Source organism: Vibrio nitrifigilis, from assembly GCF_015686695.1.
GTDB classification, from domain to species: Bacteria; Pseudomonadota; Gammaproteobacteria; order Enterobacterales; family Vibrionaceae; genus Vibrio; species Vibrio nitrifigilis.
Map to the genome: position 1 here is coordinate 965115 of NZ_JADPMR010000001.1, position 25827 is coordinate 990941.

Genomic DNA, 25827 nt, shown 5'->3' on the forward strand with positions numbered 1-25827 from the left:
ACTACTTTTAATCGTCTAATGTATTGGTGTCACTTCAATTATTTGATTTTTTCGGCAATGAATTTTTGCACGCAAGCGTCAATTTCTGCTGCTGTTGCCAGTGTTAGAGCTTCATCAGCCATTGCTTTTACTTCAGCGAAGTTTGTGTTGCGAATTACTTTCTTCACTTTCGGAATTGAGATGCCGCTCATAGAGAACTCATCTAGACCCATACCCAGAAGTAGTAGAGTTGCACGTTCGTCACCTGCTAACTCACCACACATACCAGTCCATTTACCTTCTGCGTGAGATGCGTCAATCACTTGCTTGATCACATTAAGCACTGAAGGTGACAGCGGGTTGTATAGGTGTGAAATCATTTCGTTACCACGGTCAACTGCCAATGTGTATTGTGTTAAGTCGTTGGTACCGATTGAGAAGAATGACACTTCTTTTGCAAGGTGGTGAGCAATTGCTGCAGCAGCAGGAGTCTCAACCATTACACCGATTTCAATGTTTTCATCGAAAGCGTAACCTTCGCTGCGAAGTTCAGCTTTGTATTCTTCTAGGGCTGCTTTAAGTTCGCGGATCTCTTCAACAGAGATAATCATTGGGAACATGATGCGTAACTTACCGTGAGCCGATGCGCGTAGAATACCACGTAGCTGAGCACGTAGAATTTCACGACGTTCAAGGCTGATACGGATAGCGCGCCAACCCAAGAATGGGTTCATTTCTTTAGGCAGATCCATGTATGGTAGGTCTTTATCACCACCGATATCCATAGTACGGATAATCACGGATTGACCAGTCATTGACTCTGCAACTTCTTTATAGGCTTCGTATTGCTCTTGTTCTGTAGGGAAAGCATCACGATCCATAAATAGGAATTCAGTACGGTACAGACCAACGCCTTCGCCACCGTTGCGTTTGATACCGTCACAGTCTTTTACAGTACCAATGTTACCGCATAGCTCAACAGTGCGGCCGTCGGTAGTTTCTGCTGGAAGGTCTTTTAATTTCGCTAACTCTTCTTTTTCAGCTAGGAAAGATTGCTGTACACTTTTCGCGTCAGCAAGTTCAGCGTCTGATGGGTTAACAATGATTTTGTTATTCATTGCATCAAGGATCAGAGTATCGCCGCTTTTTACTTTCGCTGTGATGTCGTTAGTACCTACAATCGCTGGAAGTTCTAATGAACGTGCCATGATTGAAGTATGAGACGTACGACCACCGATATCACAAGCAAAACCTAGAACGTAATCTAGGTTGATTTGAGCTGTTTCAGATGGAGTGAGATCGTATGCAACAAGAATGACTTCTTCGCTGATATCGCTAAGAGAAATGATGTTGATACCCAGTGCGTTTTTCACGAAACGAGTACCGATATCACGGATGTCTGTTGCGCGTTCTTTTAGGTATTCGTCGTCTAGTGATTCAAGAGCAGAAGCTTGTTCTTCAATGACGGTATGGATTGCGTTGTCTGCGTGAAGTTTTTCTTCTTTGATAAGAGTAAGAATTTCTTCTTCTAACTCTTCATCTTCCAGCAACATGATGTGGCCTTCGAAGATTGCTTCTTTTTCCTCACCGAATGTCTCAAGTGCTTTTTGTTTAACAACTTCAAGCTGTTGTGCTGACTTGTTACGAGCGTCGTAAAAACGTTGAACTTCAGCGTCTACTTGGTCATCGGAGATATGAGTGGTGTTGAGGACAATGTCATCTTCTTGAAGTAGTAATGCTTTACCAATAGCAATACCAGGAGATGCTAGGATGCCTGAAATCATAGCCTTACCTTAAACTGGTCATCTGTAAACATGAAATGGAGGTATGACTACTGTCAGATATTCAGTATTGTCATACCTAATTTCTAACAAAGCCATTTTGCACGCGCAAAATGGCTTGAATAGAAATGATCTGATTAGTGAAGTTGGTCCATAAGAGCAACTAGGTGATCAACCGCTTCTTGAGCTTGTGCACCTTCAGCTGAAATAGTCACTAAAGTACCTTTAACAAGGCCTAGTGTTTGCAGTTTGAAAAGGCTTTTTGCACTAGCGCTTTTACCATTTGAAGTTACAGTGATGTCCGCGTCAAAAGCTTTAGCTTCTTTTACGAATTGTGCTGCTGGACGAGTGTGAAGACCGTTTTCTGCAGTAATTTCTACTTGCTTCTCGTACATGTGATATACCCCAATTAAATTATTTTTTTGTAAGATTGTTAATCGTTCTTACTTTACCTTGATAGAGAAAAATTCGCCATAGTGGCGTACATTTTCCTGTCACAGTAATGAGAATGATTATTTCTATGCGAGCGCTGTGCCTATAGTGGTCTTGGGCGATCGCGGGACAAACTTGTACGCCTCTTTATTTTGAAGCGAAAAATAAAACACGCTCGATATTACCAAAGGTCAAGCTAGAATCAACAAAAAAGCCCCTAATAGGGGCTTTTTTCAATCAAAATTTGATTTCACTACATATTACTGTTGATTCTCTTTCTCAGAGAAAAGGCCTGCAAATAGCGCTGTAGATAGGTAACGTTCGCCAGAGCTTGGAAGGATAGCAACGATAGTTTTATCTTTGTATTCAGGTAGTTCTGCTAGGCGGTTTGCCGCAATAACTGCTGCACCTGATGAAATCCCAGCAAGAATGCCTTCTTCTTCCATTAGACGACGAGCCATTGCGATCGCATCGTCTGAAGGGATAGTCTCTACACGGTCGATGATTTCTAAATCTAAGTTTTCAGGAATGAAACCAGCGCCGATACCTTGGATTTTGTGTGGTCCTGGTTTGATTTCTTCACCAGCAAGAGCTTGAGTGATTACTGGTGATTCTGCTGGTTCAACCGCTACTGAAGTAATCTCTTTACCTTGTTTTTTAAGGAAACGAGAAGTACCAGTCAATGTGCCGCCTGTACCTACACCTGCAACAAATACGTCTACTTTACCTTCAGTCGCTTCCCAAATTTCTGGCCCCGTTGTTTTTTCATGAATAGCAGGGTTCGCTGGGTTGTTAAATTGTTGTAGCATCAAGTATTTTTCTGGGTTGCTTGCGACAATTTCTTCTGCCTTGCTGATGGCTGCTTTCATACCGCCAGCTGCTGGAGTCAATTCAAGATTTGCGCCTAGTGCTTTTAGTAGCTTACGACGTTCAAGGCTCATTGACTCAGGCATAGTTAGCGTTAATTTGTAACCACGAGCGGCAGCAACGAAGGCGAGAGCAATACCTGTGTTACCACTTGTTGGTTCAACAAGTTCAACACCAGCTTTCAGTTTTCCTGATTTTTCTGCATCCCAAATCATGTTAGCGCCGATACGGCATTTAACACTGAAACTAGGGTTACGAGATTCTACTTTGACCAGAACATTGCCTTTGCTAACTTTATTTAGGCGAACGAGTGGTGTGTTACCAATAGTGAGTGAGTTGTCTTCGTAGATTTTGCTCATTGTGATGTTCCTTCATTTCGCACGGGTTCGTGTCGATATCTGTATATCGAAGTGAATATGTGAAAAGCATATTCACTTCACCAATAAGGTAAAAGAACTAAAAAGTTATATGATATATATCCAAATTCCATATGAAACGCTAATGTTAATGAATTAGCTTGTATGGTGAATTTATATATCTAACAATAAGTTACTTATTAATTTCCTGGCCACAATATCCCCTGTATTACACATTCGCAATACTGTTGGGTTATCACGCAGACTCTCTTTTTGTTACTGCTTGAACAAAACAACCTGCTGGAACTAGGCTATTTTGTTTTATGTTGATGCTGGAATTCCGCTACCCACATCGCTGTTGCACCACATACCGCAACGGGAACCACAAAAAGGTTAACGATGGGAATCGTCGTTAAAACTGAAACGATAATTCCAAAGCCATAGGCTTTACCTTGTTTTTGTTTCAAATCATTTCGCATCGCATGAAAGTCTATTTTGTGATTATCAAATGGGTAATCACAATATTGGATAGCGAGAGTCCAAGCTGTAAAAATAAACCAAGCGATTGGGCCTATCGTTTGTCCCAATGCGGGAATAAGCATTAAGATAAACAAGCCAAGTGCTTTGGGGACGACATAAACAAGTTTACGCCATTCTCGACTCATCACCCGTGGAATGTCTTTAATAACATCCAATACCCCATCATCGTTGGGCTTGCTTTGAGTAAGCTTTATTTCTACTTTTTCTGCGAGTAGTCCATTGAAAGGTGCCGCAATAAAGTTGGCTAACGTACTGAAGAAATATGAAAACGTGGCTAAGATCGTAATAACTAATAGCGGCCAAAGTAGATAGCTTAACCAGGACAAAAAGTCAGGCAGCTGTTGCATCCACTGATCAATCCAAACACCAAGATGGTCAAATAGAAAATAGAGCGCCCCTCCAACTAAGATTATATTAGCGAGCAGTGGTAATATGACAAAGCGTCGGATATCCGGAGCAAAGGCAAGCTCTAGTCCAAAGAAAAAGTAGCCAAAGCCTGAACGTTGTTTTGGTTGCATTTATATCTTCCGATTAGCGAATTACTCAATTTTGAGCTGTTATTGTATGGCATCTAACCCATAGATACATAAAAGTTGTGCAAAAATCACCACTTCCCTTTAACTTCTAACATTAAGTTGTTCTAAATAGGGGGGGAGTTTTGGTAAAGTATTCCAATACACTGACTGATAAGCCTATCTTGGTCAACGAAGTTCAACAACAGGCGCAGAGCTCAGCAGAACATCAAAAATCGAGAAACTGAGAGTTAAAAATGCAGGAATTGCGATTCGTACTCATAATTGTTGGCGGGCTAGCGATAGCCGCTTTGCTATTTCACGGTCTTTGGACCTCAAAAAAAGAAGGAAAGTCCAAATTTGGTGAAAGGCCGTTACGTAAAATAGACGTAGACCAAGATGAATCGTCTTCAGTAAAGGAAGGCGAGGAAGACGAACGAGAGATCAACTTTGCTGGTGAGTCTTCGAATGCGGATGATGACCCGCTGATTGGATCATTTAACGCGGATAGATCAGACGCTGATGTCGATGCTGAACCAGTGGTATTTAATTCACTTGAAGAAGACGATAACACGGCAACTGAGGATGTTATCCAAGAACATCATGAGCAAACAGAGCCTAAAGCATTTGATGAACCTTTGGTTTCTCCACTCGCAGCAGAAGAGCCGGTTATCGAGCCTGAACCAGAAGAAGAGCAACTTGAAGTCTTAGTTTTAAATGTGCATTGTGCGGGCAATGAACCGTTTGTGGGCACGAAGCTATTTGATAGTATGCAACAAAATGGCTTGTTGTATGGCGAGATGAATATTTTTCATCGTCATGCGGATCTGTCTGGTACAGGGAAAGTGCTCTTTAGCGTCGCGAATATGATGCAGCCTGGTACATTAGAGCATGATGATCCGGACACCTTTACCACCAAAGGTATTTCATTTTTTATGACCCTGCCGTGTTTTGGTGAACCGGAGCAAAACTTTAAGCTTATGCTCAAAACCGCTCAGCAAATCGCGGATGATATGGGTGGTAATGTACTCGATGATGCTCGTAACCTAATGACGCCAAATCGCTTAGAAGTTTATCGCCAGCAGATTCGTGATTTTAAAAGTAAAACTTCGGCTAAGGGATAGTACTCTCTAGCTAATCGACCTTTTATTAAGGCTCCGTGTCGGGAGCCTTTTTTCATCATTCGAGAGAATAATAACGATGCAGAATGTAGAGCAACGACTACAAGAATTACGCGAGACCCTGAATTATCATGCTGTCCGTTATTACGTAGAAGACGATCCTAGTATCCCAGATGCGGAATACGACCGCTTAATGCGTGAACTGCTTAATATCGAGCAAGAACACCCGGAGCTAATTACTCCTGATTCTCCTAGTCAACGTGTTGGCGGTGCTCCATTATCGGGTTTTGAATCGGTGACTCATGATATTCCGATGCTGTCATTAGATAACGTCTTTGATGACGATGAACTTGACGCTTTCTTTCGTCGCATGGGAGAAAGAGTGCCAGCAGTCAAAGAAAGCCGAATTTGTTGTGAGCCAAAACTTGATGGGTTAGCGGTAAGCCTTCTTTACGAAAATGGAGTGTTAGTTCGCGCGGCGACTCGTGGTGATGGGGCGACGGGGGAAAATATCACCGAAAATGTCCGTACCATCAAATCGATTCCGCTCAAACTAAGTGGATCGGGTTGGCCAACTCGTATTGAAGTTCGCGGCGAAGTCTTTATGCCTAAAGCTGGCTTTAATCGTTTAAATGAAGAAGCGATTAAGCGGGGGGAAAAAACCTTTGTTAACCCTCGTAATGCTGCCGCTGGGAGTTTACGTCAACTAGACTCGCGTATTACAGCAAAGCGTCCACTGGCATTTTATGCTTATAGCGTGGGTGTCATTGAAGGGGGTGAACTCGTTGATAGTCACTATGAACGCTTTTTACAGCTGAAAGGCTGGGGGCTGCCAATGAGCCCAGAAACCAAACGAGTCAATAATGCGGAAGAGGTAAAAGCATTTTATCAAGACATTATGGTGCGTCGTCCCGATCTCCCTTATGAGATTGATGGCGTCGTTATCAAAGTGGATGATATCGATATTCAAGAGCAGCTTGGGTTTGTAGCACGAGCTCCTCGCTGGGCTATTGCTTATAAGTTCCCGGCTCAAGAAGAGATGACTCGTTTGAATGATGTGGAGTTTCAAGTGGGGCGTACGGGGGCCATTACTCCTGTTGCCAAGCTCGAACCTGTATTTGTCGGTGGAGTGACCGTCAGTAATGCAACACTACATAATGCGGATGAGATTGCGCGTCTTGGTGTGATGATTGGTGATACAGTAATTATTCGTCGCGCAGGGGACGTTATTCCACAGGTTGTATCAGTCGTTGAAGAGCGCCGTCCGGAAGATGCAAAAGCGATTGTGTTCCCTACAGGGTGTCCAGTGTGTGGTTCTGAAGTAGAGCGGGTTGAGGGTGAAGCGGTAGCCCGTTGTACTGGTGGGTTAGTCTGTCAGGCGCAACGTAAAGAAGCTTTAAAGCATTTTGTCTCTCGTAAAGCGCTCGATGTGGATGGTTTAGGCGACAAAGTGATCGAACAATTGGTCGATAAAGAGATGGTACATACGCCAGCTGAGCTGTTTAAATTATCCGCAGGGCAACTGACCATCTTAGAGCGAATGGGACCTAAATCGGCACAAAATGTCGTCGATGCATTAGAGAAAGCAAAAGCAACAACGCTACCTCGTTTTTTGTATTCATTAGGTATTCGCGAAGTGGGTGAAGCAACAGCACTTAACCTAGCCCAGCATTTTTTGACGTTAGAAGCCGTCATGGAGGCTAATGTTGAACAACTCGTTGCTGTTCCTGATGTTGGTAATATTGTGGCGAACCATGTGCAGACTTTCTTTGAGCAAGAGAATAATCAGAAGGTTATTGCACAGTTACGAGAATATGGTGTGCATTGGCCAGATATTGCTGCCAAAGACGAACAAGCAGAAGCCTCTCAACCATTGGCGGGTAAGACTGTGGTACTTACTGGAAGTTTATCGCAGATGACTCGTAGTGACGCTAAAGCGGCTCTACAATCTATGGGAGCGAAAGTCACTGGCAGTGTATCGAAGAATACGGATATCTTGTTTGCCGGTGAAGCTGCGGGTTCTAAATTGGCAAAAGCGCAAGAGTTAGGTGTAGAAGTGAAAACAGAACAAGACTTATTAGATTTGTTTAACGCTAATTCCTAAAATCTCTATATTCAACTTGTTGTTAATCAAAACCTCGCGAAATAGCGGGGTTTTTTGTTTGAGTATTTGGTAATTTTTATTAATTATCTGATCATTCGTGCTGAATAAAATCACCAATAATGGCGTTAGAGTTTTTATCATCAGCATGACTATTACTGTTATTTTTCCTTGTTTTTGATGATTTATGCTAAGCAATAATATGATTACATCATCAGTAGAATTGGTATAAATTGGGTCGAGTTTAATGAATGAAAGAGGGCGCTCAGGATGATGAATATCAGTGAAGTGGCAAAGAAAACAGGTTTAACCGCTAAATCTATCCGTTTGTATGAAGATAAAGGGTTAATTAAACCGCCATTACGTTCTGATAACGGTTATCGTACCTATCAGCAAACTCACATCGATGATTTATTGCTTATTGCACGTTGTAAGCGGGTTGGGTTCAGCTTGGATGAGTGTAAAGCAATGATTAACTTAGCTAATGATCCACAACGTCAAAGTATGGCGGTAAAAGAACGTGCGCAGCAAAAATTAGAGCAAGTCACGAAAAAATTACAAGAGTTACAGTTAGTACAGCAACAATTGCAAGAGTGGGTTAACGAGTGTCCAGGAGATGAAAATAGTGAATGCCCGATTATTGAAGATTTAAAAGGGCATTGTTGTCACTGTAACACTGAGTCGTAAATCGCTCAGTGTTACATGGATAAGTGAAATACTTAGTAAAGTAATGAATAAAGTTTGCGACGATATTGACTTGCTAATGCGTTGCCCTGACCAAGGGCGTTGAGAATATCCATAAAGGTCTTTTTCATATCACCATCTTGAGTGTTAAGGTCTTTTTTCAAGAATGACCACAATAGGTCTAATGCTTCTTCATCACGTGATACTTCATGATATTGTGTCGCTAATTCACTGGCAATTGCTGCATCCCCGGGATTAGCTTGGTAGGACTGTTCTAACGCTTGTAACTCAGGGCTGTTAGACGCTTGTTGGTGAAGTTCAAGCTTGGCACATAAACTTTTGTAATACCCGTCTTGGTATTCAAGTGGAATCGCTTTTAATAAAGACTCTGCTGCGTCAAATTGTTGAGTCTCTAGGTAACAATCAGCCAGAGCCAATTTAACCTCGCCCTTTTTCTGCCAATCTTCTGCTACGTTCAGTAACAAAGGCAAGGCTTGAGCATGTTTTTGCTCTTGTATTAGGGTTAAGGCTTCTTGCACATTGCGCTCATCCTGACTTGGCAAGTGACGAGATAACATCGCTTCAATTGCTTCGAGTGGTTGAGGGCCACCAAGACCATCAACAGGTTGACCTTGAATAAAAACAGCAATGGTTGGTAGTGCTTGGATACCAAACTGACCAGCGATCGCTTGTTCCTCTTGACAATTTAGCTGTGCTAATTTGAATGCACCATTATATTTCTGCACTAATTGCTGCATTTGTGGCAGCATTTGCACACTTTCCTCACTCATTGGTGCCCAGAAGTAAAACACGATTGGGCTCGCCATCGAGCTCTCTAAAACGTCACGAAAGTTGGTTTGGTTTACTTCAATAATGTGTGGTGATTGCATGGTGAATCCTTATAACTCGGCAGAATGCGGAACCTATCGATTAGATGGGGTTAAGTTAGCAGAATTCAAGGTAAAGTGAGTAATCTCTTTTAGCTGTGAGGGGAAAATATCCGGATCTTGTGATGCAATAAGATCCGGAATCCGATGGCTATGGCGCTAGAATACGATAAATAATATTACCGCGACGAAGACACCAAGCCAGTTCCATTGATTGAGAGACATAATGGCGTTTCTACTCACACAGCTAATCAAGCATAGGATTAGCATTGTGCGGTGGAAATGTGACCAATTAATGACAACTTTATCGTTTAAGAGGATTTAAGCAAAATTTTGTCGATTGTCCTTCCCGGAAGTAGACGTTTTAATATTGCAATCACTTTGGTTGGCGTGGTAATTCGATAGCGTAATTTAGGTTTTGGTGATTCTAAAGCATGAATAAGAGGGGCTAAGCATGCTTGTGCTGGTAGTGCGTATTTATTACGAGATTGAGACCGAGATAGGCGATCGATTTGGCTTTGATACTGCTCTTTATGAATACTGGACTCAATATCAATCCATTGTTTAAACGCCGCTAAAGAGTTGGCTCTAAATTGAGTTTCTATCGCCCCTGGTTCGATAATGCACACATGGATACCTGTTCCAGCAAGTTCAAGCCTTAGTGTGTCACTCCAGCCTTCAATCGCAAATTTTGAGCTGTTATAAGCGCCTCGATATTTCATGGCGGCAAAGCCCAGCACTGAGCTGTTTTGGACAATGCGGCCATAGCCAAGTTGGCGAAAGTGAGGAATAAGTTGTGTGGTTAAGTGATGCCAACCAAATACATTGGTGTTGAACTGTTCTCTAAGGCCTGCGGTAGAAAGATCTTCTAATGCACCGGCTAAGCCAAAAGCGCCATTGTTGAACAGAGCGCTAAGTTTATTATCTGTGAGCTCTAAAGCCTGTTTGACGCCAGAATCAATACTTTTTTCATCGGCTAAGTCTAAATGAATACAAGTGAGGCCTTCGGCAATTAACCGTTCTACATCACTTTGCTTGCGACATGAAGCAATCACCTTGTAACCTCGTTGATGCAATGCATGAGCAGCCATGTAGCCAATGCCTGTTGAGCAGCCTGTAATGAGAATGGCGTGAGTTGTCATGGTGAAGATCCTATAGAAAATTAATGGTGATGATGCAGTAAGTTACTCAAAGCGGGTTCTATTCGGGAAAAATGAAATTGAAAACCGGCATCGATCAAACGTCTTGGCTTTGCGCCTAGGCTATCAAGAAGAAGTTCGGAAGATTCCCCCATCAGTAACTTAATTAACCATTTGGGAGTAAATAATAAACGTGGTCGCCCTAACGTGTGGGCAAGTGTTTTACTAAATTCTTTATTACTAACAGGATTAGGGGCTGTAATGTTAAATGCGCCATGAGCATATTCACATTCAAGAAGATAAACGATGGCCCTAGCCATATCGACCATATGTATCCACGGAAGTAACTGTTTGCCATTACCAATAGGGCCACCTAACCCGAGTTGATAAGGCAGCAGCATTTTTTTCATTGCACCGCCGTCCATTGAAAGCACAACCCCAGTTCGTAAAAGAATCACTCGGGTGTTGTCACTTTTCGCGTTTAAGGCGATTTTTTCCCAATTAGCACAGACATAGTGAGAGAATCGTTCGCTATGAACTTCCACACGTTCATCAAAACGACTGGCTTGATGATCACCATAGTAACCGACAGCTGAACCACTTATAAAAACGCGAGGCGGATTGCTGCTAGCTTGAATCAAGGAAACGAGCTGTTGAGTGATGGACCAGCGACTATCGCATATCCGTTTTTTTTGTTGTTTGGTCCAGCGCTTATCTGCAATAGGTTCTCCCGCCAGATTAATAACAGCATCAAAGTCATCAAGCGTTGAAAGTTCATCTAAAGAGCGGATGAAATTGAGATTGGAGTTACTAATGTGAGCCAGTTTTTGCCTAGCCTGATAAATGTTTCGCGTTAATACCACCAAATGATGGGTCATGATAAGCTTTATCAGTTCCCTACCGATGAGTCCCGTTCCACCGGTAATTAAAATTTTCATTATGCCTCCCTAAGTGAATTGAAATGGTGGTTGATGACTATTCATACTTACTGAGTAAGGTTAGCCCTGCCTATATCCTAAAAGATAGAAAAAGTGCGCGAAGCGTATAAGAAAGTTTAATTATAACAACCCTCAAGCGATTTGGGTGTGTGCTGAGTGTGAGTTCTTGATATGACCACTTATATTAAAGCTTATGATAATCATAAGCTTCTGCCAATATTTGTCTTGTCTTCGTTTACTAGGGTCTCTAGGTGACGATTTAGCACTAAATACGTACAATGCGGATAAATCACAACGAGGTAAACTATGAAATTATTTTTTGCATCTGATCTACACGGTTCTTTGCCCGCAACAGAGAAAACTATTGCTGCGTTTTTACAGTCAGGAGCTGAAACTTTGGTCTTACTTGGTGATGTGCTAAATCATGGCCCACGTAATCCGGTTCCTGAAGGGTATAATCCACCAGCTGTTGCTGAGCGATTAAATGAGTATGCCGACCGTATTATAGCCGTTCGTGGCAACTGCGACAGTGAAGTAGACCAGATGTTACTCTCTTTCCCTATGATGAGTGATTTTGCTTGGGTTCTGTTGGAGTCAGGGCAACGATTATTTCTTACTCACGGACATTTATATAACCAAAATAAACTGCCACCACTACGTGAAAATGACGTTGTTGCTCATGGACATACTCATATCCCGGTGGCGGAAAAAATAGAGTCACAATTTATTTTTAATCCCGGTTCTGTCACTTTTCCACGTAATGAGTTTGCAGCAAGCTACGGAATTTTAGATGGTACTGAACTGTCGGTGATGAGTTTTAATGGGGATGTAATTAAACAGACTCAGATAGCCTGAGCACTGATTTTGAGAGGGATGAGTGCTCCCTCTCATTACTATGCTTCTGGCGGGGTGGTTCGGTCTGCGTGGCCTAGATCTCGTTCAGGATCTATCTCGTCCCGTACCTTCTGTTTTAGTATTTTTGCTTCAGGAAATCCGCCATCTTTTTTTCTTTCCCAGATAGACTTTCCATTACAAAAAATTTCGAAATGACCGCCGGTATCGGGATGTAAAGAAACACTATCGAGTTCTTCACTGAAGGTATGCAGTAACTCTTGAGCCATCCAACTAGCTCGAAGCATCCAATTGCATTGACGGCAATAGTAAATTTCAATCTTAGCTTTCGTCATATTTGCTCCTTAGATAGATAATAGAAAGGGTAGCTGAGCTACCCTTTCTATTATCAGCAGTATATTTGCTGGATATTGGTGCCATCTTAATCAGTTACTAAACAAAAGTTGAGAACCATGATTAAGACTGGTCAGTAACAGCGTCTTGTCATTGACAATATCGATACGACGGCTTTGCTCGGCATCCATTTTAAAAAATTGCGTTATGAGTTTCAGCTGATCTTTAGAAAAATCACGGCTGTGGCTCGTAGAAACGTCTTTAAACTGTTTCGGAGTAACGAGTAGATAGTTGTCGCTCATATCCCACTCTCCCGTCTCTGAAATGTTAACGACACTATCCGGTTTTTCTGGGCTATCTTCGGCGGAATAGAGTTTCATAACAGAAACACGAATGTAGGTACCGTTCGGTAAATATTTCATGTTTGATGTAACATCGACGAGGGTTAATGGACCCACTGAACGGTCAGGTTCAAGCTTGGTTAAGATGCGAGATTGCCATTCACGAGACGACAGCAATTGTTCAACTTTCAAGTCACTATAAAGGTAAAGCCAAAGAGAAAATAGGACTGAAATGGACAAAATAATCGTTGCTAATTTTTTAGTCATACCCCACCACTTATCGGCAAATCTTCGTGAGATCGCTCTGGTTGGCCAAAATTCGCACGGTAAAGTTATCGTCGGAGTCTTCTGGAACATGTATGTAGTTCAGAACTAAAACGTTATCTTGCCCGGCTGTAGCGATGATTTTGGTGGCTTTTGACGAATCCGTATGTCTTTTCGTGTATGAGTCAATACACAGTTTTATAGAAGGTAGCCACTCTGATAAATCAGGTTGGTTAGTTGCTGTCGTTACTTCAATACCGTTATAAGAGGTTAAGTCGCGAAATTTAGAAGGGGTTGGTCCCATTCCGATTAAAACGACAATTGGTAATAAAATAGCGAAAACAATCATAACCTTGGTCAATAAATCGCTGCGTTTAGATTTTTTTTGATTTACTGAGGTTTGATTTTCATCATTTTGTAAACTAGTTGAACTAACCTCAATCGCAGTGTCTGGTTCTGTAACGTTTGCATCATGGTGAATCTCGACATCTTGAGAGTCTGGCAGTGACTCTTTTACTGATGTGGTTTCTTCAACGTCTACAGGCTCTGCTTTATCGTGGGTGTCTATGTCATCTAGGGGTAATTCAGTCAGCTCTTCATTGATAATATTAACATTACAGATGAGCTGATACCCGCGTTTTGGCACCGTTTTGACAAATTGAGGTGATTTGGTTGAGTCTTTTAGATTTTTTCGAAGGGTAGAAATAGCTTGAGTCAAGCTTGAATCATCCACTTCAAAACCTTGTTCCCGCCAAACAAAATCATGTAGCTCATTTCGAGTTACTACTTCATTTGGACGTTGCGACAGCATTAGTAAAATACGACTTTCATTGCTACCTAAGCGTACAATTTCATCGTCAGCTTCTTTATCAACTAATGAGTTACTCGTGGGATCAAAGGAAAATCTATCATCAAGAATAAACTTTGGACCAATGTTACTCATCGATATCTTCTTTTATAAGTATTAGATTTTTTGACTTTTTACCTTTAGGTATCTTCCATGTCAATGAGTTAAGAGAGAGTTAAGATTCTAGCATTATTTTATCTTCCTTGATAAAAACTCTGCTAAGCATAAACAAAACAAATGCAAAAAACATTGTTTTTATGCGCTTTGACCTTGAATTTACATTTACTGTCCTCATCTATTTAGCAAAGTTTGACCGAACATTTCACAGTGAGTGAAATGCAATTGTTTTGATGTAATGGAGCGGATATGAGCGAAACTGCTACAACAAATAAAGAAACACGTGGTTTTCAATCAGAAGTAAAACAATTACTTCATTTGATGATTCACTCTTTGTATTCCAACAAAGAAATTTTTCTACGTGAACTTATTTCTAACGCGTCTGATGCGGCAGATAAGCTGCGTTTTCAGGCCCTGTCAGATCCAGAATTGTATCAAGGCGATGCTGATTTAGGCGTTAAACTCTCATTTGATGCCGAGGCAAATACCATCACTGTTTCAGATAACGGTGTCGGTATGACCCGTGATGACGTGATCGAAAATCTAGGTACAATCGCGAAATCAGGTACTGCAGAATTCTTTTCTAAACTTTCTGAACAGCAAACTAAAGATTCACAGTTAATCGGTCAGTTTGGTGTTGGTTTCTACTCTGCATTCATTGTTGCTGATGCAGTAACGGTTCGTACTCGCGCTGCGGGTGTGGCAACCGAAGAGGCTGTGCAGTGGTATTCAAAAGGCGAAGGCGAGTATACCATTGAAACTGTTGATAAAGAATCCCGTGGCACGGATATTATCCTACATCTCCGTGAAGAGGGTAAAGAGTTTCTATCGGAATGGCGTTTACGTGATGTGATTTCCAAATATTCAGATCACATTAGCATTCCAGTTTATCTTCAAGTCGCAGAAAAAGATGAAGAAGGTAAAGAAACGGGTAAGACTAATTGGGAACAAGTTAACAAGGCGCAAGCGCTTTGGACTCGCAACAAATCTGACGTAACAGATGATGAGTATAAAGAGTTTTATAAACATGTTACCCATGACTTTGCTGAGCCACTTGTATGGGCACATAACCGAGTTGAAGGTAAAAATGATTACACCAGCTTGTTATACATTCCATCCAAAGCGCCTTGGGATATGTTTAACCGTGACCACAAACACGGCCTTAAGCTGTATGTTCAACGCGTGTTTATTATGGATGACGCAGCGCAGTTTATGCCGTCATACCTACGTTTCGTGCGTGGCTTGATTGATTCGAACGACTTACCATTGAACGTATCTCGCGAAATTTTACAAGATAATAAAGTGACTCACTCATTACGTAGTGCGTTAACTAAACGTGTCCTTAAGATGCTAGAAAGCTTAGCGAAAAACGATGCGGAAAAATATCAATCATTCTGGAAAGAATTTGGCCTCGTACTAAAAGAAGGCCCAGCGGAAGACATGTCTAATAAAGAGAAAGTGGCAGGTCTATTGCGCTTCTCTTCAACCAATGAAGACTCTTCAGAGCAGAATGTATCGCTTGCTGATTACGTTTCTCGTATGAAAGAGGGTCAAGATAAGATTTATTACTTGACTGCAGACAGTTACAGCGCTGCAAAAAACAGCCCACACTTGGAGCAATTCAAGTCAAAAGGGTTGGAAGTCGTACTGATGTACGATCGCATCGATGAGTGGTTGATGAACTACTTGACTGAATTTGATGGCAAACAGTTCCAATCAATCACTAAGGCTGGTCTGGATCTGAGTCAGTTTGAAGATGAGCAAGAAAAAGAGAAACACAAAGAGACAGAAGAAGAGTTTAAGTCTGTTGTTGAACGTGTGAAATCTTACTTGGGCGAGCGTGTGAAAGACGTTCGTACTACTTTCAAATTGGCATCGACGCCAGCTGTTGTTGTGACCGATGATTTTGAAATGGGTACGCAAATGGCCAAATTGTTGGAAGCAGCAGGTCAAGCTGCTCCTGATGTGAAATATATTCTTGAGATCAATCCTGAACATACCATGGTGACACGTATGGCTGATGAGCCAGACGAAGAAGCATTTGGTCGTTGGGTTGAGGTACTACTTGGGCAGGCTATGTTAGCTGAACGTGGCTCAATGGAAGATCCATCTCAGTTCTTGACGGCGGTAAACCAACTATTAATTAAATAGTCGGTTTATAAACTTATCGAGGCTCGCCCAACAGCGAGCCTTTCTTTTCTCTATAACGAGGCAGTTTGCAGTAATAACGATGTGATTGGACGTCTGTAATGAGAAAAGTTGTGATAGAATGCCCGACTTGAATGTGAATAATATCGCGTGTATTTTTACACGCCGTTTAGGGATTGATTTCCTTATACCGAAACTTTCCGTTATTACGTAACAGGCTGTGAGCTTCGGTATAACTATTAAGTTTATTAAGAGGATTTAACATGCGCATCATTCTTTTAGGTGCTCCAGGTGCTGGTAAAGGCACGCAAGCTCAATTCATCCAAGAGAAATACGGTATTCCACAAATTTCTACTGGTGATATGCTACGTGCTGCAATTAAGGCAGGTACTGAGCTTGGTAAAAAAGCAAAATCTGTTATTGATGCAGGTCAGCTTGTTTCTGACGATATCATTCTAGGCTTGATCAAAGAGCGTATCGCTCAAGATGATTGTGAAAAAGGGTTCCTACTAGACGGTTTCCCTCGCACAATCCCTCAAGCTGATGGCCTAAAAGAGCTTGGCGTTAATGTAGATTACGTTATTGAATTTGATGTTGCTGATGATGTAATTGTTGAGCGCATGGCTGGTCGTCGTGCTCACCTTGCTTCTGGTCGTACTTACCATGTAGTGTACAACCCACCTAAAGAAGAAGGTAAAGATGACGTAACAGGTGAACCTCTTGTTGTTCGTGATGACGACAAAGAAGAAACTGTACGTGCACGCCTTAACGTGTACCACACTCAAACTGCACCTCTTATCGAATACTACGGTAAAGAAGCTGCGGCAGGTAACACTAAGTACCTAAAATTTGACGGTACTAAAGCGGTTGAAGAAGTGAGTGCTGACATCGAGAAAGCTCTGTCTTAATCACCCCAAAATGTGATTAATTTGTTATAGTTAGAAGCGGCCAGTCGGTCGCTTTTTTTATGGTTTGTTGATTAGATCGCCACCCGTTAAAAAATAGAGCGTGCCTATAGTAACAATCGTTGATTTCACCTTGAGCTCTTCGCTAAGTAATGGTGAGATAGAGGTATTATGTTCTCTGTTTGTAAATAGAAGGATACCATGCAAAATAATAAAAAAGTGGGCATTTTGTTAGCTAACTTGGGAACCCCAGAGGCTCCTACAGCACCTGCAGTAAAGCGGTTTCTTGGTGAATTTCTGCATGATAAACGCGTTGTTGATTTAACTCGCTGGGTATGGTGTCCAGTTTTACATGGCATTATTTTACCGATTCGATCGCCCAAAGTAGCAAAGTTATATCAGTCTATTTGGATGGATGATGGTTCTCCTCTGCTGGTGTATTCTAAACGCCAACAAGAAAAATTAGCCAATGCATTGTCACTGCCAGTTGAGCTGGGCATGACTTACGGGGAACCTAGTTTAAATACAGGGGTACAGGCATTACTTGCTCAAGGTGTGGAACGAATCATCGTTCTTCCTTTATATCCTCAGTACTCAGCAACAACAACGGCAGCTGTGTTTGATGGTTTAGCTAAAGTATGCAAAACGATGCCAGTAGTACCTGAGCTGGTGTTTATTAATCACTATCATGATCATCCTGGTTACATTAAAGCGCTAGCGGATAAAGTTCGGAGCTCTTGGCAGCAAAATGGACAAGGCGAGAAGTTGGTCTGTTCTTATCATGGCATTCCTAAGCGCTATGCAGATAATGGTGATATTTATCCTCAGCACTGCATACAGACGACCGAGCTACTGCGCCAAGAATTAGGTCTTGAGGCTGACCAAATAATGATGACGTATCAGTCTCAGTTTGGCAAAGAAGAGTGGTTACAGCCATATACTGATAAGACATTGGCGTCTTTACCTGAGCAAGGTGTTCGACGAGTCGATATCATTTCACCTGCGTTTTCAGTAGATTGTTTAGAGACACTGGAAGAATTAAAAGTCGAGAACCGCCATATATTCGAACAAGCAGGTGGGACAGATTTTCATTATGTTGAATGTTTAAACGACAGTGACTTACATATAGAAATGATGAAAGCGTTAATTGAAGCTAACCAGTAATAAACCTCAATAGTCGCTCTGAACATTGCTTTGTTGCTAATAAAAAACCTCGTGAGATTCACGAGGTTTTTTTGTTCATGAGATGAACGGATTAGGCTTCTGCTGGTTGAGCTACAGAAGCACTCTCACCACGACTCACCTTCGTTAGTTTTGGTGCAATGATGAAAGTGATGACAGCAATTGCGGCAGTGGTGTAGCCGATTTTACCAAATACATCGCCATAGATAACAAGCGATTGGTTTGCGTCAGTAATGTTCGATGGTACAGAAGTTAAACTTGCTACCCAGCCTGCGATAACGGCTGCTGTGGCTGATGTTAAGAACCACATACCCATTGCGAAGCCCATCATACGCTGAGGGACTAATTGGGCAACCATGGCTAGGCCAAGACCTGAAACCAACAGTTCACCAATCGATTGGAATAGGTAACTTAATACCAACCAGTTTGAGCTGATGATACCTTGACTATTAGCGAAACCTGCACCCCAAGATAGAACAAGGAATGAAAGCGCACATAATGCCATACCAATAGCAAATTTAAATGGCATAGACAGGCTATCGCCTAATTTTCCGTAAATAATTGCTAGTATCGGACTAGCAATCATAATCCAAAACGGGTTAAGTGCTTGGAACTGTTCAGGTTCGGCACTAAAGCCAAATAGATCATGGCTTACGTTATGAATAGCGAAGAAGTTCAGTGACGTCGGCATTTGGAAGTAAAGAACGAAGAACACAATGCCTTGAAGCATAAGTATAAATGCGACAAACATTTTTTGGCGCTCAATACCAGTCATGCTTAATGCTTCTTTAAAGTAGAAGAATAGAATCGCCAGCCCAGCAATGACTAAAATGCCATGCGCAAGGAATAGGTTTTGTAATAAGTAGCTGCAAATGAAGCTCGCAATCACGGAGCCTACAATGACCATCAGCATTTTACTTTTGTTCACAGGCGCGAGATCGGCAGGAGAGCCCACTGATTTTAACATTTTCAAGTAAGCTAAGAAGATAACAACGGTAATTGCTAGGCCGATTGCACTCACACCAAACGCCATGCCGTAGCCTGCTTTTTCAGCAATAATTGGTGTTAGAATCATAGAGATCAATGAACCGATATTGATGGCCATGTAGTACATAGTGAACGCACCATCTAGTCGAGGGTCGTTTTCATCGTACACTTTTGCTAGCAAGCTTGATGGGTTCGCTTTGAACAAGCCATTACCGACAGTGATAAAGCCCATTGCGATAAAGATGAGGGTTGAACCACCAATATGTTGGCTTGTGGTTGATACACCTAATAGTGCGTAACCCACCATAAGAATAATCGCACCGAGTGTAATGGCTCGTTTCGTTCCAATGACTTTATCACCTAACCACCCACCGGCAGCAACAAAACCGTAGATCAGTGCCGAAAAAGCACCAAATAGCACGAATGAAGTTGATTCATCCATGCCTAAAATTTTCACTAAGTAAACCGTTAGGATGGCTTGCATCCCATAGAAACCAAAGCGTTCCCAAAATTCTATTGAAAAAATCAAATAGAACGACTTAGGTTGCTTGAAAGTGTTCAAGTCAGACATCTGGAAGTTCCTGTATAGAATCCGCTGGCGCGGAGTGTGTTATGCATCTGTTTGGATCGGACTCAAAAGAAGTGATCCTAAAAGGAGTAAGTTAATTACTACTATATTTGTCTATATTTAAAGACTTTTATTCGGATTGTACGTATACAGGTTGAAATAATTAATCGCAACTATGTAATTTTGTAGAATATAAAACTAATTAAGAAATTTTATAAAATTCAATTGCTTATCAATTATGTGATTATTTTTCACCCATCGAAAACTAAAGTTTCATTTATGGAATAAAAGGCAGTATTAGTGATGTTTGTCTCAAAATTGAGTGACGAGGGGGTTGTCTGTCTGCCTCAAAGGTATTAGCGGGGGGAAGAGATTTCAACTGGCATAGGATATGTTAGGATGGGTGAAAAAATACAATAGAGTGGCTAGATTATGAAACGTTGGTACTTATTATATTGTAAGCGGGGTGAGCAGCCGCGCGCGAAGCTTCATCTGGAAAACCAAGGGGTAGAATGTTACTACCCAGAAGTCGTGGTTGAAAAGATAGTGCGCAATAAGCGTCAAGAAGTCACTGAACCTTTATTTCCATCATATGTGTTCGTCAATTTTGATTATGAAGTAGGCCCTAGTTTTACTTCAGTGCGTTCAACTCGAGGCGTTGTCGATTTTATTCGGTTTGGTCCTTTACCCAAAGAAATTAATTCAACATTAATTTCAGAGTTAAAGATGCTCGAACAGAATGATCTTCACGTTCAGAATACATTACCAGAGAAAGGGCAGATACTCGAAATTACAGGCGGTCAATTTGCGGGTATTGATGCTATTTATCAAGAGCCTGATGGGGAAACTCGATCAATTTTACTGGTTAAAATGATTAACCAAAATGTAGAGATCAGTGTCGATAATAAAAATCTCGCAATGGGCGGTTAAATTAGATTAAAAAAAAGGTGCCATTTGGCACCTTTTTATATCTGTAGCGCGAATCAAGCTTAGTAAGCTTCTTGGTGAACGTTTTTGACAGCACGGCCTGATGGGTCGAGGTTGTTTTTGAACGATTCATCCCACTCGATGGCTTTCGCTGAAGAACAAGCAACCGATGGGCCACCAGGTACACAATGCGCTGCTGATTCTAGAGGGAAAAGCTCTTCAAAAATTTCACGATACAAGTAGCCTTCTTTAGTGGTTGGCGTGTTGTAAGGGAAACGGTATTGAGCAGTTTCCATTTGTTGATCTGAAATTTTCTCTGCTGCTTTTTCTTTCAGAGTATCAATCCAGTTGTAGCCCACGCCATCAGAGAATTGTTCTTTTTGGCGCCATGCAATGGATTCTGGTAGGTAATGTTCGAAACATTCACGCAGAATGTGTTTTTCCATTTTACCGTTACCACACATCTTATCTTTAGGGTTTAAGCGCATCGCTACATCAATAAACTCTTTATCTAAGAAAGGTACGCGTCCTTCAACTCCCCATGCTGCCAGAGATTTGTTGGCACGAGCGCAATCGAATAAGTTCAGTGCGAGTAGCTTACGTACTGTTTCTTCATGGAATTCTTTAGCGTTTGGCGCTTTGTGGAAGTATAAGTACCCCCCAAATATTTCGTCTGCACCTTCACCTGACAATACCATTTTTATCCCCATTGCCTTGATCTTACGACCCATTAAGAACATAGGAGTTGATGCACGAATGGTAGTGACATCATAAGTTTCGATGTGATAAATCACATCACGAATCGCATCAAGGCCTTCTTGAATGGTATACGTCATTTCGTGGTGCACGGTACCGATTTGATCGGCAACTTCGCGTGCGGCTTTAAGATCCGGAGCGCCTTCAAGGCCGATTGCAAATGAGTGCAGTTGTGGCCACCACGCTGCTGATTTTTCATCATCTTCAATGCGCATTGCAGCAAAACGTTTTGCAACGGCAGATGTGATTGAAGAATCCAAACCGCCTGAAAGTAAGACACCGTATGGTACATCGGTCATTAATTGACGTTTTACCGCTGCTTCAAGAGCTTCAGTTAACTCTTCTTTTGAAGTGACATTGTCTTTCACATTGTCATATTCAAACCAGTCGCGTTCATAGTAGCGTAGTGGTTCTTTATCGCCTGAACGATAAAATGAACCTGGAGGAAACTCACTAATAGATTTACAAACTGGAGTCAGTGCTTTCATTTCTGAAGCTACATAGTAGTTACCATGCTCGTCATGGCCTTGGTATAGAGGAATAATGCCAATATGATCGCGACCAACAAGAAACTCATCTTTTTCTTCATCATAAAGAACAAAAGCAAAGATACCGTTAAGCTCCTCAAGTAGATCCGCCCCTTTATCACGGTAAAGAGCCAAGATGACTTCACAGTCTGATTCCGTCTGAAAATCATACGTATCTGCATAGCGAGCACGGATTTCTTTGTGGTTATAAATTTCCCCATTCACGGCAAGGATCAGTTTTCTATCAGGACTGTAAATAGGTTGAGCTCCGCTATTTAAGCCCACGATCGCTAAACGCTCATGAGCGAGTATAGCGTGATCTGATGCATAAATACCTGACCAATCTGGTCCACGGTGACGAAGTTTTTTAGACATTTCTAACGCGACAGGGCGCAATGGAGCTGCGTCACTTTTAATGTCTAGAATGCCAAAGATAGAACACATACGACTTCCTTACTTGAATAGGTTTTAATCCGATGTCTTCAATTTGCCACTTTGACTAAAAAAAGCAACCAATAATTGGGTAAATAATTATATAAAAGCGCTTAAGGTGAATTAAATTTAATTTAATGGCTAAATATGTGAATGGTGTCTATGTTAAGGTGAAAAAACTAGCGATATCGTCATTAAAATGTCGTTTTAAACTCATTATTAATGGTTTTATCGTTATGATTTTTAAACAAAATATTTTCTTTTAATTATTGTACACGTATACCTCCAACAGGCGTTGAAGGTTAAAGATAACCGGTGAGGTTATTTAGTACTGGAAGGTTCGAATTTAGGTTTAAGTTGTTGGCAAACATGACGAGCGAACCCTGTTCCGGCTTCACTGTAGATGTTGAAAGCCGCATGAGCACCGCTATTAAGCATATCTTCTTTTTGGTCGTTATATTCTGCAATCGCGGCAATCTGCCCATTAAAGTTGTTTTGCTGCAAAAGATCTAAAGCCACTTTATTACCTTGATTATGCGGCATAGCAAGTAAAATAAGCTTTACTCTATCTTTATCGAGTATGCGTTCCCAAAAATCTGGGTCAGTTGCATCACCATTAATGACATTTCTCCCTTCTTCTCGTTGTTGAGCAACCGATTCTTCCTTGAGTTCAATACCCAGACAAATATTACCGTGCCTTGAATAGAGTTCATCATAAGCACCTGTTCCAATACGGCCCATCCCTAAGATGAGCACTTGTGCATTACCCGGGTTAATGAGTTTGTCTTTCGGATTGAGTGTTTCCGCAAGTTGTGGTTTTAACCAATGAGATGCTCTTCTGTACAACTCATGACCTTTTTTACCAATCGGAGCGGCGACAATAAAGGAAATAGGTACCGCAATAGCGATGGTGACTAATATGTCTCCAGGTAACCAACCCTGATGATAGGCTAAGCCACCCACAATCAGCCCGAACTCACTGTAATTAAATAAACTTAATGAAGCGAGCAATGTCGTTCTGACTCTAAAGTGGAATCGATTTAATACCCAAAAATAGAGCACGCCTTTCAGCGGCAAAAGCACAATAAGCACAAGCGCTAACAACAATCCGGTTAGTGTTGGTTGGGCTGATAAACCGATGTTTAGGAAAAAGCAGACTAAAAAAAGCTCTTTTAAATTGAAGAGTGACTTAGATAACTCAGAAGCCTTACTGTGATCAGATAACAGCATACCTAAAATAATGGCACCTAAATCTGGCTTTAAACCGACAATTTGGAATAGCCCTGCGCCCATGACGAGCGCAAAGAAAATGCCAAATAAAACCAACATTTCTCCGTGCCCAACCCAATCTAAAAGCTTGTAAAACACTGGGCGAATAAAAGGTAATAAAAACAACGCAACTGCATACCAGTGTGGTAGTTTCCCGGTCGATGCAGAAAGGAATATGACCGCAAAGATATCTTGCATTACCAAAATACCAATTGCGAGAGTGCCGTAGATGGCATTCATTTCGCCTTTTTCCTGTAATGATTTTACCGCGAATACAGTGCTGGAAAAGGATAGGGCAAAGCCAATAATAAGCAGTTGAGGGATTCCCAAGCCAGACAAACTGTGCAACCCCAAATACTGCAGAGCTAAAAGAGCAGCCGCAAACATTAAGGTGCACAAGAGGTTATGTAATGTGGCCCCTGCCCATACTTCTTTGGCTAGCAGGGTTTTAATATCCAGCTTTAGGCCTATAGAGAAGAGTAGTAACGTTACCCCTAAATCTGCCAGAGTAGTAATCATTTGGTTCGATTCATAACCAAAATAATGAAGGATAAATCCGGTAACTAAAAAGCCGACTAGAGGAGGTAAGTGGCACTTTAGGGCCACAAAACCGGCTAAAAAGGCACAGGAAATAAATATAAGATCCATAATAGTGTCTGTAATATTGGTAGTGTTTGCTAACTACTTGGGATAACGAGAGCTCACGTATATAGATAATAGCTTAGTGGACTAGTGGAAGTGGATGTTTAACAAGATAAATTTGCTCTCCGTGATGAAGAGCAAATTTACATTATTTTATGCCTTCTAACTTAGATCGTCTCTTCTTCAAGCAATTTTTGCAGCAGTTCGCCGTTTAACATCGCTCGTTTGATTAGGGCAAATGCGCTCAATGTTGGTTGATGGTCTAGCTGGGATGCGACTATTGGTAGGTTGGCATTAAAAGCACCTAGTGATTGGGTAAGAACATTGCGCTCGATCGCTGGGAAAAGAACCGAAGAGGCTTGAGTTATTTGCCCTGCAATAATTATTTTTTGCGGGTTAAATAAGTTGACTGTAATTGCCACGGCTTTCCCTATGTAATTGCCAACACGCGTTAGTGACTCCATTGCTAACGTATCACCTTGCTTGGCATGCTCACAGACGGCTTCAATGGTAATGGTCTCTTCTTGCGTAAGTGACGAAGGATACCCTTGAGCCAGTAAATGTTTAATATGGGCAAGAATGGCTGGGTTAGTTGCTATGGTCTCAAGGCAGCCAAAGTTCCCACATTGGCAACGTTCACCAAGCGGATCCACTTGGATATGACCAATTTCACCCACATTCCGGTTATGGCCAAGAAATACTTGCCCATTAACAATGATACCTGCACCTGTGCCGCGATGAACGCTAATTAATATCGAATCTTGACAGTCTTGACTGGTACCAAAATAGTGCTCAGCTAGAGCCATTCCCCGGACGTCATTACCCACGAAACACTCAACGTGAAAGTGATTTTTAATGGTATCTCCGATGGTCATGGTATCGATATCAACATGGGGCATATATTCAACAACGCCACTTTCTGGGTTCACTAGCCCGGGTAATGCAACCCCAATTGCAATAAGCTGTTTGATCTGAGTTTGTTGTTGGCTAATAAAAAACTCAATGAATTGGATAAGGCCCTCTACCAGTTGGAATTGGTCGGTATAGGGAAAGTCTTGACTCAGACTGGATAGCTGCTTGCCACTGAGATCGTATAAACCAATCTCAATATAATCACGACCAAGTCTAACCGCGATAGAGTGGAAAAGAGTGACTTCTGTTTTCAAAGAAATCGCTCTGCGTCCACCCGTTGACGCTTGCTGCGCCACTTCTTTGATTAGACCGCGCTCTAATAGCTGGCGAGTAATCTTAGTGACGCTGGCAGGGGCTAATTGACTTACGTCTGCTACTTGAATTCGAGAAATAGGCCCATGTTGATCGATTAAGCGATATACCGCCGCGCTATTTAATTGTTTTACCAGATCTACGTTGCCTATTTGTCCGCCATTCATGC

22 protein-coding genes are annotated in these 25827 nt (G+C 41.7%); 8 read left to right on the top strand and 14 right to left on the bottom strand.

Annotation, left to right across the window (positions count from 1 at the left end; genetic code table 11):
* Positions 1-38: 38 nt before the first annotated feature.
* The 4 genes from ptsI to cysZ form a co-directional block, all read right to left on the bottom strand.
* Positions 39-1763, bottom strand: a complete 1725-nt coding sequence (gene ptsI / locus I1A42_RS04395) for a phosphoenolpyruvate-protein phosphotransferase PtsI (protein WP_161155113.1) — start codon at positions 1761-1763, stop codon at positions 39-41.
* 134 nt (positions 1764-1897) lie between these two features.
* Complete coding sequence (locus I1A42_RS04400; RefSeq protein ID WP_196122765.1) at positions 1898-2155, bottom strand: HPr family phosphocarrier protein; 258 nt, start codon at positions 2153-2155, stop codon at positions 1898-1900.
* Positions 2156-2452: 297 nt separating this feature from the next.
* A complete protein-coding gene (gene cysK, locus I1A42_RS04405; protein WP_196122766.1) occupies positions 2453-3418 on the bottom strand; it encodes a cysteine synthase A in 966 nt (321 codons plus the stop codon).
* Positions 3419-3726: 308 nt separating this feature from the next.
* Complete coding sequence (gene cysZ, locus I1A42_RS04410; RefSeq protein ID WP_161155119.1) at positions 3727-4473, bottom strand: sulfate transporter CysZ; 747 nt, start codon at positions 4471-4473, stop codon at positions 3727-3729.
* A 251-nt stretch (positions 4474-4724) separates the two neighbouring features.
* Here cysZ and zipA point away from each other — a divergent pair, with 251 nt between their 5' ends.
* The 3 genes from zipA to cueR all read left to right on the top strand — a co-directional run bounded on the left by zipA (position 4725) and on the right by cueR (position 8376).
* Positions 4725-5591 (top strand): cell division protein ZipA, encoded by an 867-nt coding sequence (zipA, locus tag I1A42_RS04415; RefSeq protein ID WP_196122767.1) that lies wholly within the window; start codon positions 4725-4727, stop codon positions 5589-5591.
* 76 nt (positions 5592-5667) lie between these two features.
* Positions 5668-7692: an NAD-dependent DNA ligase LigA gene (gene ligA / locus I1A42_RS04420; protein WP_161155123.1), complete on the top strand. Its 2025-nt coding sequence runs from the start codon at positions 5668-5670 to the stop codon at positions 7690-7692.
* Between the two features lie 270 nt (positions 7693-7962).
* Positions 7963-8376, top strand: a complete 414-nt coding sequence (gene cueR / locus I1A42_RS04425) for a Cu(I)-responsive transcriptional regulator (protein WP_161155153.1) — start codon at positions 7963-7965, stop codon at positions 8374-8376.
* 32 nt (positions 8377-8408) lie between these two features.
* Here the strand turns inward: cueR and I1A42_RS04430 are convergent, their stop codons facing one another.
* The 3 genes from I1A42_RS04430 to I1A42_RS04440 form a co-directional block, all read right to left on the bottom strand.
* Complete coding sequence (locus tag I1A42_RS04430) at positions 8409-9263, bottom strand: co-chaperone YbbN (protein WP_161155125.1); 855 nt, start codon at positions 9261-9263, stop codon at positions 8409-8411.
* Positions 9264-9571: 308 nt separating this feature from the next.
* Entirely contained in the window at positions 9572-10402 is an 831-nt protein-coding gene (locus I1A42_RS04435) for an SDR family oxidoreductase (protein WP_196122768.1), read from the bottom strand.
* A 20-nt stretch (positions 10403-10422) separates the two neighbouring features.
* Entirely contained in the window at positions 10423-11337 is a 915-nt protein-coding gene (locus I1A42_RS04440; RefSeq protein WP_196122769.1) for a TIGR01777 family oxidoreductase, read from the bottom strand.
* 306 nt (positions 11338-11643) lie between these two features.
* Here I1A42_RS04440 and yfcE point away from each other — a divergent pair, with 306 nt between their 5' ends.
* Positions 11644-12192, top strand: coding sequence for a phosphodiesterase (yfcE, locus tag I1A42_RS04445; protein ID WP_161155131.1), 549 nt, complete (start codon positions 11644-11646; stop codon positions 12190-12192).
* A gap of 38 nt (positions 12193-12230) precedes the next feature.
* On the opposite strand, the gene I1A42_RS04450 is transcribed toward yfcE, so the two are convergent.
* The 3 genes from I1A42_RS04450 to I1A42_RS04460 form a co-directional block, all read right to left on the bottom strand.
* On the bottom strand, positions 12231-12524 hold the full coding sequence (locus tag I1A42_RS04450; RefSeq protein WP_196122770.1) for a SelT/SelW/SelH family protein: 294 nt from the start codon (positions 12522-12524) through the stop codon (positions 12231-12233).
* 90 nt (positions 12525-12614) lie between these two features.
* The gene (locus I1A42_RS04455; RefSeq protein WP_161155135.1) at positions 12615-13130 is read right to left on the bottom strand and encodes a regulatory protein ToxS; all 516 of its coding nucleotides are present in this window, start codon (positions 13128-13130) and stop codon (positions 12615-12617) included.
* A 10-nt stretch (positions 13131-13140) separates the two neighbouring features.
* Entirely contained in the window at positions 13141-14070 is a 930-nt protein-coding gene (locus I1A42_RS04460) for a transcriptional regulator (RefSeq protein ID WP_161155137.1), read from the bottom strand.
* 270 nt (positions 14071-14340) lie between these two features.
* Here I1A42_RS04460 and htpG point away from each other — a divergent pair, with 270 nt between their 5' ends.
* From htpG to hemH, 3 genes are all read left to right on the top strand, one after another.
* Positions 14341-16242, top strand: a complete 1902-nt coding sequence (gene htpG / locus I1A42_RS04465; protein ID WP_161155139.1) for a molecular chaperone HtpG — start codon at positions 14341-14343, stop codon at positions 16240-16242.
* A gap of 260 nt (positions 16243-16502) precedes the next feature.
* Positions 16503-17147: an adenylate kinase gene (gene adk / locus I1A42_RS04470; RefSeq protein WP_161155141.1), complete on the top strand. Its 645-nt coding sequence runs from the start codon at positions 16503-16505 to the stop codon at positions 17145-17147.
* Positions 17148-17345: 198 nt separating this feature from the next.
* Entirely contained in the window at positions 17346-18308 is a 963-nt protein-coding gene (gene hemH / locus I1A42_RS04475; RefSeq protein WP_161155143.1) for a ferrochelatase, read from the top strand.
* 91 nt (positions 18309-18399) lie between these two features.
* On the opposite strand, the gene dtpA is transcribed toward hemH, so the two are convergent.
* Positions 18400-19884, bottom strand: a complete 1485-nt coding sequence (gene dtpA / locus I1A42_RS04480) for a dipeptide/tripeptide permease DtpA (RefSeq protein WP_161155145.1) — start codon at positions 19882-19884, stop codon at positions 18400-18402.
* 429 nt (positions 19885-20313) lie between these two features.
* On the opposite strand from dtpA, the gene rfaH reads away from it, so the two are divergent.
* Positions 20314-20811, top strand: a complete 498-nt coding sequence (rfaH, locus tag I1A42_RS04485) for a transcription/translation regulatory transformer protein RfaH (RefSeq protein WP_161154776.1) — start codon at positions 20314-20316, stop codon at positions 20809-20811.
* A gap of 59 nt (positions 20812-20870) precedes the next feature.
* Here rfaH and asnB read toward each other — a convergent pair whose 3' ends face one another.
* From asnB to nagC, 3 genes are all read right to left on the bottom strand, one after another.
* Entirely contained in the window at positions 20871-22535 is a 1665-nt protein-coding gene (gene asnB, locus I1A42_RS04490; RefSeq protein WP_161154778.1) for an asparagine synthase B, read from the bottom strand.
* A gap of 309 nt (positions 22536-22844) precedes the next feature.
* Positions 22845-24440, bottom strand: coding sequence for a cation:proton antiporter family protein (locus I1A42_RS04495; RefSeq protein ID WP_161154781.1), 1596 nt, complete (start codon positions 24438-24440; stop codon positions 22845-22847).
* Between the two features lie 161 nt (positions 24441-24601).
* Positions 24602-25825 (bottom strand): DNA-binding transcriptional regulator NagC, encoded by a 1224-nt coding sequence (gene nagC, locus I1A42_RS04500; protein ID WP_196122771.1) that lies wholly within the window; start codon positions 25823-25825, stop codon positions 24602-24604.
* Between the last annotated feature and the right edge of the window lie 2 nt (positions 25826-25827).